We start from the raw sequence: 9,822 nt of genomic DNA on the forward strand, positions 1-9,822 counted from the left end.
TGCGAAGCAGTCGCAATTAAACAGGAGGGGCGGCAGTCCCTGTCCAGAGTTTGTGATCAGCGGCTCAACCCTGCGCGCCGAGCCCCCCGCCGGCCAGCCAGTCGAGCTGGACGACCGACTGGGAGGCGCGCCCGCCGCCGTGATCGCCGAACTCCCAGACGGTGATGTCCTTGTCCCCCGCGTACCCGTTGTAGGCGGCATAGACGGTGCTCGGCGGGCACACCGGGTCCATCAGGGCGACACTGAACAGCGCGGCGGCGCTCGCCCGCGGCGCGAAGTGCTGGCCGTCGAAGTAGTTCAGGGTCTCGAAGACGCGCGCCGGGTCGACGCGCTTGTGCACGCCGAGGTAGTGCACGAGCTCGCCGTACGGGCCGGCGGACGAGACGTCCGCGCCGCGCCGGTAGTGGCACAGGAACGGCACGTCGACCAGGGCCGCGGCCACCGTGTCCCCGGCCAGCCCCGCGGTGGCGAGCGCCAGCCCGCCGCCCTGGCTGCCCCCGTGCACGACGATCCGGGCCGCGTCGACGGCCGGGTGCTCGCGCAGGGCGTCCACGGCGCGCACGCAGTCGGTCATCAGGCGGCGGTAGTAGTGGTCCGCCGGGCTCTCTATACCCCGCGTCATGAACCCGCCGACCCACTGCGGCGCGGGCACCGGATCGGGGTCGGGGGTGTCGTGGCCCTGGCCGCGGCTGTCGACCACGAGGTGGGCGTAGCCCGCGGCACTCCACAGCAGATGCTCGACCGGCAGCCCGCGGCCGCCGCCGTAGCCCTGGTACGTCACCACCGCGGGCAGCGGCGCCGCGGCGCCGCGCGGCACCAGCAGCCAGGCGGCGACCGGCTGCCCGCCCCAGCCGGGGAAACGCACGTCGTACACGTCCACCGAGGCCAGCCGCACCCCCGCGACCGGCCGGTACTCGGCGGTTCCACCGCCCGCGGCCCGGGCCGCGGCGAGGGTGCCGGCCCAGAAGTCGTCGAAGTCCCGCGGCTCGGGAACGCCGGGGCGGTAGGCCCGCAGTTCTTCCAGCGGCATATCGGTCAGTGGCATGACGAGGGCCTTCCTTCGGTCCGGGCCCCCGCGGGGCGCAGCAAGCGTTTTCCGCCGAGAAGCTAGCCGAGCCGACATCCCAGGTCAACGGCGTACACCGGGCCGGTGGGCGGGCCTGGTGGTAGTGATGGAGCATGGACTGGATCGCAGCCCCCGACGCCTGGCTGAGCCGACTGGTGGTCCAGCGCGGCGTGGCCGTGATCTACCTGCTGGCGTTCCTCGCGGCCCTGCGGGAGTTCCGCGTGCTCGCCGGGGAACGGGGACTGACCCCCGCCCCCGCTTTCCTGCGCCGCGTGCCGTTCCGCCACGCCCCCGGTCTTTTCCAACTCCACTACTCCGACCGTGCGTTCGCCGCCGTCGCCTGGCTCGGCGCGGCGCTTGCGGCGGCGCTGGCCGCGGGGGCGGGTGACGCGGTGCCCCTGGGGGCCGCCATGGCACTCTGGGCCGCGGTGTGGCTGCTCTACCTCTCCGTGGTCAACATCGGGCAGACCTGGTACGCCTTCGGCTGGGAATCGCTCCTGCTCGAAGCCGGCTTCCTGATGATCTTCCTGGGCAACGACGACATCGCGCCGCCGACTGTGGCCCTGTACCTCGTGATCTGGCTGGTCTTCCGCGTCGAGCTGGGCGCGGGCCTGATCAAATGGCGCGGAGACCCGTGCTGGCGGAAGCTGACCTGCCTCTACCACCACCACGAGACGCAGCCGATGCCCGGACCGCTGAGCTGGTGGTTCCACCATCTCCCCCGCCCACTGCACCGGGCGGAGGCCGCCGCGAACCACGTGGCCCAGCTGATCGTCCCGTTCGGACTCTTCCTGCCGCAGCCGGTGGCGACCTGGGCGGCGGCCGTCGTCATCGTGACCCAGCTGTGGCTGGTGGCCTCCGGAAACTTTGCCTGGCTGAACTGGCTGACCATGATCCTCGCCGTCGCCGCCGTGGACGGCGCGCTGCTCGCCCGGCACCTGCCGCTGCCCGGCCCGCCCGCGGAGCAACCGGACGCCCCGGCCTGGTTCACGGCAACAGCTTTGACCGCGGCGGCCATGGTCGCCGCCCTGAGCTACTGGCCGGTCCGCAACCTCCTCTCCCCCGCCCAGCAGATGAACCGCGCCTACAACAGCCTCCACCTGGTGAACACCTACGGCGCGTTCGGCAGCATCACCCGCGAACGGCACGAGATCGTGCTGGAGGGCACCGCCGAGCCCGAGCCGGGCCGGGACACGCAGTGGCGGGAGTACGCCTTCCACGGCAAGCCCGGCGATGTCCGGCGCCTGCCCCGCCAGTTCGCACCCTTCCACCTCCGGCTGGACTGGCAGATGTGGTTCGCGGCGCTGAACCCGCACGTTCCGGCCCCGTGGCTGAGGGCCCTGGTCACCCGCCTCCTCGACGCCGACCCCGCCACCCTGAGGCTGCTGCGCACGAACCCCTTCCCCGACGCTCCGCCCCGCCACATCCGCGCACGCGTGTACCGCTACCGCTTCACCACTCCCCGCGAACGCCGCGACACCGGCACCTGGTGGCACCGCACCCCGGCCGGCGAGTACCTCCCCACCCAGCACGGCTGAGCGAGCACCCTCACGGATGCGGTATGGTTCTCGTGCACGGCAACGGGGGGAAACTCCCTGATCAGACCGGCACCGGGACGTGGCGCAGTTTGGTAGCGCACTTGACTGGGGGTCAAGGGGTCGTGGGTTCAAATCCCGCCGTCCCGACGGTGAATTGGCTCTGCCGCAGGTTATCTAGCCTGCGGCAGAGCCTTTTTCGCTGCGTTGCTCGGGGTTGCCCGGGGTTTCTCGGGGTTCCCCTGGCAAGATCATCTCCCAGTTCTCTCCCGGCGAGCAGCGCGGCCCCCCTCTCCGCGAGGGGGGCCGCTCGACGCCGGAGCCAGAGGGGGGCCATCCCGAGCAGCCCCGGCGCGCTGGGTGAATACTGGCCAGTCTGGCCGGTTTAGACCACTCTACGAGACGATGTGTGCTCATCACACCCGTTTCTCATGATCCAGAAATGTACCTGGTCAGGTACAGCCTTCATGATCTTGGTCGGCTGACGTGGCGTTGTGCAGCCGCAGCCCCTCCCGCCCGACCCGCTCCTCCCCCGTCGGCTCGCCGTCGGTACCCGCATCCGGGAGGCGCGACTGCGGGCGAACTGCACCCAGGAGCGCCTGGACGACCTGACCGGCATCGACCGCAAGACCATCTCTCGCGTGGAGAACGGACACACCACGCTCACCATTGACCAGCTGCTCGATGTGGCCGACGCGCTGGGCGTCTCGCCGCGGGACCTGCTGCCGGAGCGCCCCCCGTCCGCGCCGCCCGAGTAGCGCCGCGCCACTGCGTCGCGGAGCCTGGGCGTATGGCTCGTCCTCGCATCGTGGTGTACCCGCCGAGTGGGGGTGGCCGGCGGGTGCGTGTGGATGACGCGATCCTGGGCCGGGCCCGCGGACTGGGGGAGCTGCTGCGGCTGCTGCGGCAGGCGGGGATCACGCTGGATGAGGTGCGGCTGGGGGACGACGCGTCGATCGAGTGGCGGGGTGGCGGTCCGACGGCGTGGGAGTAGTGGGCGGCGGCGGGGCTCTGCGGCCGGATGGGCCGGTGGTGTGGCTGACGCTGCCGGACGGCCAGGTGGTGTCTGCGGTGGTGCGGGCCCGCAGGCGGGAGCCGGGCGGCTGGTGGTACGCGGTGGAGGTGCCGCTGTGGGCGCGGGTCGAGCTGGCTGACGGCCGCGTCGTGGCAGGCGTGGACCCGGCGGTGTGCTGGGCGCCCGCGACCGCGTGCGAGCCGGTAGAGGGCGAGGACTACAGCGCGGTGCCGACGGAACGGCCGAGGCGCGGGCAGCGGTGACCGCGGTGTCAGCGGCGCCTGCCACGATGGCCTCATGACGAAGCGCATCGTGCATCTGACCGGTGGCCCGCTCGACGGTCTCACCATGGACGCGACCGACTGGACGGACGAGGAAGTCGCGGGAGGCACGTACCACGTGGTGCACGGCTGGGAGGAGCGGGCGGATTACGCGACCGAGCCGGGCGGCGACCCGTTCGTGTGGCACTACCGCGGGCCTGTCGTCGTCTGACCCCGCACGCACCTGCGCCCCGCCCACTCGGGCGGGGCGTCAGTCTGCGAGGTGGGCGAGCCAGCGGGCGGTCGTGGCCGCGGCGGCGAGGGAGCCGCCCGCGGCGTGCTCCACGATCAGCGGCAGCACCGCGGCGATCGCACTGGCGTCCCACGGCTCCCCGGGGCCGTCCGGGTCTGTCAGCACTCGCACCGCTGCGGTGACCTGCTCCAGCCGCACCCCGCGCGGCAGGCCCGCGGCCATGACCGCCAACTCCGCGCTCATGGCCGCAGGATCGCACGCTGGGTGGTGGGGTGGCTACCGGCTTCCAAGGATGCGTTCCGCGCGCTCACGGCGCTTCTGCTCTTTCAGCGCCCCGCGCGCCCGGGCCGCTTGCTGGCGCGCATACTCTCGGGCGTCGGGGTCCAGGAGCCGGGCGACTGTGGTCGGGTGCCACTGGCCGCCGCGCTTCGATCGGTGGCCGGCCGCGTTGAGGCGCCGGGCGATTTCGCGCACGCCTGCCCCTTCGTCTCTCCAGCGCTGCGCGAGAGCCTCGATGTCGCGCTCGGTGGCGTCGTCGACCAGGGCGCCGTCCTTGGCCGCTTGGCCGAAGCGCGGGGCGCCGTAGGCGTAACCGCCCTTCTCGCCCTTGGTCTCTCGCCCTTCGCGGAGTCGCTTCCGGATGAGGCCGCGGTCGAGTTGGGCGAAGACGCCGCGCATCTGCCGCATGGCGGTGCGCATGGGGTCGGTCTCGTCGTCTTCGAGGTGTTCGCCGTGGTCGGCGGTGTAGACCCGGCCGCCGAGGGCCCAGACGTAGGAGAGGACGGCTTCCTGGACGGTGAGTTCGCGGGCGAGTCTGTCGAGGTTGGGGGCGAGGATGCCGTCGGCGCGTTGTTCGCGGACCCACTCCATGGCCTCCATGAGGCCCTCGCGTTCGTCGATGGTGGATTTGCCGGTGAGGGCTTCGTCGGTGACGACGTGGACGATGCGGTGTCCGCCGTCGGCTGCCTCGCGGTTCCAGCGTCGGCAGTCTCGCTCTTGGGCGTCGAGGCCGTATCCGTCGGTGACCTGACCTGCTGTGGAGACGCGTCGGACGATGACCAGTCGGAGGGCTGACGTGCGGTGTTGAGGGGGCGTCACCCCTCGTAGTGTACACATCTATAGGTATAGATGTAACGCGCCTGATCAGGGCGTCGGTATGGCATGTTATCGAGGGAGAGGTTCGCGGGCGTCACCCGCTTGCCAACTTCGACACATGTGTGTCATAGTTGGGGTGTGAGGCCGAGGGAACAGCCCACGGCCCCGGAGAAGGAGTGAACATGGCCACCACCGCCATCTGGTCCGTCGTCCGAGGCGAGTCCCCCACCGCCCGCGCCATCGAGCCCGAGCCCCACGGCATCGCCATCCCGGACGCCATCCTGGACTGGGCCGAGGAGCACGGGCTCAGCATCAGCGACCCCGACGTGTACCTCCTCGTCACCCCCGCAGATGAGGCAGGCGAAGTCGCTGGCGAAATCGCCTACCGCGAGCACCCCATGCCCACCGCAGACCTGGACACCCTGCGGGAAGCCCTCACCCATGCCTGACCCGACCAACGAGGAACTGTGGCTCATCGGGCGCGTCATGGAGCACCTCGACGTGCGGACCCGGTCCGGAGCACGGACCTTTCTACGCCGCGCAGGCATCCAGACCGTCGACTATGTCACCGGGCCCACCGGGCGCCCCGAGGCGCGGTACCAGGCTGACGCCGTCCGAGATGCGGCGGCCATGCGTCCCGGTCGTGGCGCGCGAACCGATCTCAACCGTGACGCCTGAGCCTGATAGGTTCCTCACCTCATCGCCCCTCAAAGGGACCCCATCCGCTTTCTGCGCGAGGTGTCGCGATGCCCGCCCGCCGTCTCACCGCCGAGCAGGTAGCCGCCGCACGCCGCCGCTACGCCGCACGCGACGCCACCTGGGCCCAGCTCGGCGCCGAGTTCGATGTCGCGCTGTCCACCATCAAGGCCGCGGTCACCGGTCGCTCCTGGGCCCACCTGACCGAGCCGCCGCCCGTGCGGCGCGGCACCCCCACCCCCGGCGGCCCAGGCCGGGCACGGGCACTGACTCCGCTGTCCGTGCGGGACATCATCCGCACCCGGCGCGAGACCAGCCTGACGTGGCAGCAGATCGGCGCCTTGTATGGGGTGCACGCCAGCGTCGCCTACCGGGCCTACCGCGCGGCCACCGACGCGGGCCGCACCGTTCCACCAGTCCCCCGGCCGCGCCGCAGCACGCGCACGCGCGCCGATATCGCCCGGGACCGCGACGCGGCGCGTGCCGAGCTGCGGCGCCTGTGGTCCACGGCCACGTCCGCACGCGAGGTCGCCCGCGCGGTCGGCCGCAGTGATGCGTGGGTCTCCCGCACCGCGCGGGACATGGGGCTGCCGCCCCTGCGGGCGGCGCGGCAGCCAGCCTGACCCCGCGCACGCCAGAAGCGCCCCACCTCGCCGTCGTGGCGAGGTGGGGCGCGTTGGGTCGGTCCGCGGCAGCATGATGCCACGCCGGTCTGACACGGACGTGTGTTACACACGTCCGTCCCGCTGACCTGCAACATCTGCGGCCAGCCACGGCAGGATGGGGGACTCTGGCAGGCCACCGCCCACCGTCGGGCCGTCGCCGTGCTCGGCGAGCGTCGCCGCGTCCGCCAGCGGAGGGGCGGCTGGCACGAACCCGTGCCGCACAGTACTCGTGTCGTCCACGGTCACCTCCATCACCACTGCCTGCGTGCCGGGTCGAGCGCGGCGCCCAGACCGCGGGTGGGATCGTCGGGAACGCCCGTCGGGGCACAGGCGTACTCCGTGCTCCCGGCCGTGACCGGCGTGCACCGGTACGTCGTGCCGTCCGGTCCGGTCCACGTCCAGGACGTCGGCGCGGGGCCGGCGGGTCCGCGGTCACCGGCCGGGCCCTGCTCGCCTGCCGGGCCTGCGGGCCCTGGCTCGCCCTGCGGTCCGGGGGGCCCGGCGGGTCCTGCGGTGCCGTCCGCCCCTGCCTCTCCGGCCGGGCCGTCCGCGCCCGCGGCACCGGGGTCCCCCGGCGGCCCGTCACCGCCATCCTGCCCGTCGTCGCCCGGGGCGCCGCCCGGACCGCGGACACCCATCGGGCCACGGTCGCCCGGCGGACCGGGCGGGCCCTGCTCGCCCACCGCGCCCGCCTCCCCGCGGCTACCGGGCGGACCGGCCACCGGGGTCCCGCCGAGCTGCTGCACCTGCTCGGCCAACGCGTCGCGCGCGTCGTTCGCCGCCCGCAGATCCTCCGCGAGGCCCTGCATGGTGATGACCACCCACGCGAGCGCGGCCACGGCGGCGAGCACGCCGAGCGCGTACCCGAAATCAGCCGGTCGTCTCCACTTCATGCAGCACCAGCTCCCCGCGCGGAGAGCCACACCTGGAGCAGCAGCAGAAGCACGGGCGCGACCAGCGCGGAGAAAGCGAGGCGCCGGTCAGCGCGGCGCCGGTCTTCAAGTGCACGCCGTTCGGCATCCTGCTGCTCTCGCTCCCTGTCACGCGCTTCCTCGATGCCCTTCACGCGTTCGACCAAGAGGCGCAGCGCCTCGTCTCGGGCCTGCTGCTCCAGCTGGTAGCGCTCCATGGAGACGCGGGAGTCGAGCCGCCCGGCGAGGTCGCGCACGTCCTCCTTGAGGTCCGCATGCACGTCGGCCAGTCGGCGGGCGATCTCGCCCAGGGTCGGCTCATCCAAGGCTCACCCCGTCAGACGCGAGGCGCGACCGACGCGCTGTCCGGGTTGCCGGAGAGTCTGGCGAGGAGCCCCTTCAGCAGGGACCCCGCCGCGGCTATGCCCGCGGTCGCCGCGCCCTCCCAGAACGAGACCGTGAACATGTCGGCCGCCTCGGCCGCGACGAACACGCCGCCCAGGGCGACAACGAACGTGGCCACGACCCGCTCGGCCAGGTCCACGACGAACGTCCGCGCCGTCTTGGCGCTGGGGAAGTTGATGCTCATGGTCGGTCAGTCCTTCCAGACGTGCAGCTTGAGTTCGGCTCGCTCGATCACCAGCGGGCCGGAGTTGAAGTGGGCGAGCATGACCTTCGCCTTCCGCCCGGCGGTCACGCGGCCGGTCAGCGGGACGGCGGGGAACGTGCCGCCCGCCGTGCCGACGCCCTCGATCGGCGGCAGCTTCTTCAGGTCTTCGCCCTCGGCCTCGACGACCCGGACCTGTATCTCCCGGCCAGGCTCCAGACCGGACAGTCGCAGATACAGCGCGCCGGTGTAGTTCGTGCCGGCCGCGGCGAACGACTGCGCGCCGTCCGGGTGCTCGCCGAGCGGGTCGGCCCAGTCGGTATCGAAGGGGAGGGACACCCATACGTGCGGGGCCTCGATGGTCAGGGGTCGGGTCAGGCCGAGCGCGAGCAGGCGGGGCACGTCATCCTCCTCGGACGGGGGGGTGGGGTCGGAGCCGCCCGGGCTCCAGGACGGTGGGTGAGCGAGCCGTTCGGCAACGCGCCGGCGCACGTCGGCCATGGAGATGCCGGGCCCGCGGGGGTCGATCTTGCCCGGCTGCCACTCCGAGTGGCCGATCACCGAGGTCGTGCCCTGCTTGCCCCAGCCGTGCGCCCGGCACAACGCCGCGGAGGCTCGCACGATCGCCTCGACCTGCGCGGCCGGCCACGGGTCCCGGCCGTTGCCCAGGTTGATGGCCTCGAAGCCGTAGAAGTGGCGGTTGCCGTCGGTGTCCGCCTGGTTGTCGGGGGGCAGCGGGCGTTCGGCCCGCACCGCCGCGAGCACGTCCCGGTCGCCGCTTCCGGCGTGGTTGGCCCGGCCGTGCCCGACGAGGTGCACCGTTCCGTCCTTGGCGATGACGCCGTGGCACAGCGGCCCAGGCAGCGTGGAGTGCCCGCGGTAGCAGAGGTCCACGCTCGCGTCGGTGCCGGACGTCACGGTGTGGTGGATCATCACTCCGTGCACGGGGCCCCAGGACCCGACGTGATTCCGGGAGTGCGTGCGCCAGGACCGGTGTTCCTCGATCCGGACGCCCTCCGCGCGTAGGGCCGCGAGCAGTCGGTCAGCCGACAGGGGCGTCGCCATCCGGCACCTCCTCAGGCGGCTCGGGCGCGGGCTGGTCCGGCGGCGTGCCGCCCAGCTCCTCGACGATCCGCGCGATCTCCTCAGGGGACAGTGGCGTTGACATCGCCGCTCCTCTCACGCGATGGGTCCGGCGTAGCTGATGACGATGGACGGCCGCACGCTTCCGGTCGCGGTGTTGATGCTCGCGCCCGAGTTCTGGAACGGGCACAACTCGATGTAGTCGGCCGCCCCGTCGAACACCACGGGCAACTCAGGCGCAGGGCAGGTCACGTAGGTGTCCGCGAGCGCGGTCGTCACCTGCGTCCGCGCGGTCCCTGACGGCGGGAGCGTGCCATTGAACCGCCAGCTCACGCCGCGGAGAGTGCCGGCGGACGCGCCGTACTCGTCGATGCTGGCGGAGCCGAGGCACTGGTAAATGCCAGGGATCGGCGGCCGGAACCGAGTCGGCTGGCTCGGCGACCAAGCCCCCAGGAGGTCGAGCGTGACGTTGTCCCACTGGAGCGCGTTGCCGACCTCCCCGACCGTGGTCGAGGTGATCGCCTGCGTGGCGTCCCGGTATGCCGTGAACACCGTCCTGCCGATCAGCAGCGCGGCGTTGAGCCGGTCCGCGGTGACGCGCTGGCCGGGCAGCAGCCCAGGCGGCGGAGTGGTCAC

General features: G+C 72.5%; 16 protein-coding genes and 1 tRNA gene. 8 read left to right on the forward strand and 9 right to left on the reverse strand.

The window, feature by feature from the left end; all coding sequences use genetic code 11:
• Window positions 1–64: 64 nt before the first annotated feature.
• Window positions 65–1,045: an acetylxylan esterase gene (locus STBA_RS00530; protein ID WP_077057341.1), complete on the reverse strand. Its 981-nt coding sequence runs from the start codon at window positions 1,043–1,045 to the stop codon at window positions 65–67.
• Window positions 1,046–1,179: 134 nt separating this feature from the next.
• On the opposite strand from STBA_RS00530, the gene STBA_RS00535 reads away from it, so the two are divergent.
• The 6 genes from STBA_RS00535 (at window position 1,180) to STBA_RS00560 (ending at window position 4,108) form a co-directional block, all read left to right on the forward strand.
• Window positions 1,180–2,604, forward strand: coding sequence for a lipase maturation factor family protein (locus STBA_RS00535; protein ID WP_077057342.1), 1,425 nt, complete (start codon window positions 1,180–1,182; stop codon window positions 2,602–2,604).
• A 73-nt stretch (window positions 2,605–2,677) separates the two neighbouring features.
• Window positions 2,678–2,751 (forward strand) — tRNA-Pro (locus tag STBA_RS00540).
• Window positions 2,752–3,095: 344 nt separating this feature from the next.
• A complete protein-coding gene (locus STBA_RS00545) occupies window positions 3,096–3,359 on the forward strand; it encodes a helix-turn-helix transcriptional regulator (RefSeq protein ID WP_077057343.1) in 264 nt (87 codons plus the stop codon).
• 83 nt (window positions 3,360–3,442) lie between these two features.
• On the forward strand, window positions 3,443–3,595 hold the full coding sequence (locus STBA_RS00550) for a hypothetical protein (protein WP_366510713.1): 153 nt from the start codon (window positions 3,443–3,445) through the stop codon (window positions 3,593–3,595).
• Window positions 3,586–3,879, forward strand: a complete 294-nt coding sequence (locus STBA_RS00555) for a hypothetical protein (protein ID WP_143659377.1) — start codon at window positions 3,586–3,588, stop codon at window positions 3,877–3,879. The genes STBA_RS00550 and STBA_RS00555 overlap by 10 nt, the downstream gene beginning before the upstream one ends.
• Window positions 3,880–3,913: 34 nt before the next feature.
• Window positions 3,914–4,108, forward strand: a complete 195-nt coding sequence (locus tag STBA_RS00560) for a hypothetical protein (RefSeq protein WP_077057346.1) — start codon at window positions 3,914–3,916, stop codon at window positions 4,106–4,108.
• A gap of 39 nt (window positions 4,109–4,147) precedes the next feature.
• Here the strand turns inward: STBA_RS00560 and STBA_RS00565 are convergent, their stop codons facing one another.
• On the reverse strand, window positions 4,148–4,372 hold the full coding sequence (locus tag STBA_RS00565) for a hypothetical protein (protein ID WP_143659378.1): 225 nt from the start codon (window positions 4,370–4,372) through the stop codon (window positions 4,148–4,150).
• 33 nt (window positions 4,373–4,405) lie between these two features.
• The gene (locus tag STBA_RS00570; RefSeq protein WP_253194472.1) at window positions 4,406–5,227 is read right to left on the reverse strand and encodes a recombinase family protein; all 822 of its coding nucleotides are present in this window, start codon (window positions 5,225–5,227) and stop codon (window positions 4,406–4,408) included.
• Window positions 5,228–5,406: 179 nt separating this feature from the next.
• On the opposite strand from STBA_RS00570, the gene STBA_RS37520 reads away from it, so the two are divergent.
• Window positions 5,407–5,673 (forward strand): hypothetical protein, encoded by a 267-nt coding sequence (locus STBA_RS37520; protein ID WP_077057348.1) that lies wholly within the window; start codon window positions 5,407–5,409, stop codon window positions 5,671–5,673.
• A 297-nt stretch (window positions 5,674–5,970) separates the two neighbouring features.
• A complete protein-coding gene (locus STBA_RS00585; RefSeq protein WP_077057350.1) occupies window positions 5,971–6,543 on the forward strand; it encodes a hypothetical protein in 573 nt (190 codons plus the stop codon).
• A 293-nt stretch (window positions 6,544–6,836) separates the two neighbouring features.
• On the opposite strand, the gene STBA_RS00595 is transcribed toward STBA_RS00585, so the two are convergent.
• From STBA_RS00595 to STBA_RS00615, 6 genes are read right to left on the reverse strand one after another with little or no spacing between them, the layout of a single operon-like run.
• Complete coding sequence (locus STBA_RS00595; RefSeq protein WP_079251619.1) at window positions 6,837–7,478, reverse strand: hypothetical protein; 642 nt, start codon at window positions 7,476–7,478, stop codon at window positions 6,837–6,839.
• A complete protein-coding gene (locus STBA_RS00600; RefSeq protein WP_077057353.1) occupies window positions 7,475–7,822 on the reverse strand; it encodes a hypothetical protein in 348 nt (115 codons plus the stop codon). The genes STBA_RS00595 and STBA_RS00600 overlap by 4 nt, the downstream gene beginning before the upstream one ends.
• 11 nt (window positions 7,823–7,833) lie before the next feature.
• Window positions 7,834–8,085 carry a hypothetical protein gene (locus STBA_RS00605; protein WP_077057354.1) on the reverse strand — a complete coding sequence of 84 codons (252 nt, stop codon included), beginning with the start codon at window positions 8,083–8,085 and terminating at the stop codon, window positions 7,834–7,836.
• Window positions 8,086–8,091: 6 nt separating this feature from the next.
• Window positions 8,092–9,168, reverse strand: a complete 1,077-nt coding sequence (locus STBA_RS38510; RefSeq protein WP_077057355.1) for a peptidoglycan recognition family protein — start codon at window positions 9,166–9,168, stop codon at window positions 8,092–8,094.
• Window positions 9,146–9,271 carry a hypothetical protein gene (locus tag STBA_RS39190; protein WP_290443656.1) on the reverse strand — a complete coding sequence of 42 codons (126 nt, stop codon included), beginning with the start codon at window positions 9,269–9,271 and terminating at the stop codon, window positions 9,146–9,148. The genes STBA_RS38510 and STBA_RS39190 overlap by 23 nt, the downstream gene beginning before the upstream one ends.
• A gap of 11 nt (window positions 9,272–9,282) precedes the next feature.
• A complete protein-coding gene (locus tag STBA_RS00615) occupies window positions 9,283–9,822 on the reverse strand; it encodes a hypothetical protein (protein WP_077057356.1) in 540 nt (179 codons plus the stop codon).

The organism is Streptomyces sp. MP131-18 (assembly GCF_001984575.1).
GTDB lineage: Bacteria > Actinomycetota > Actinomycetes > Streptomycetales > Streptomycetaceae > Streptomyces > Streptomyces johnsoniae.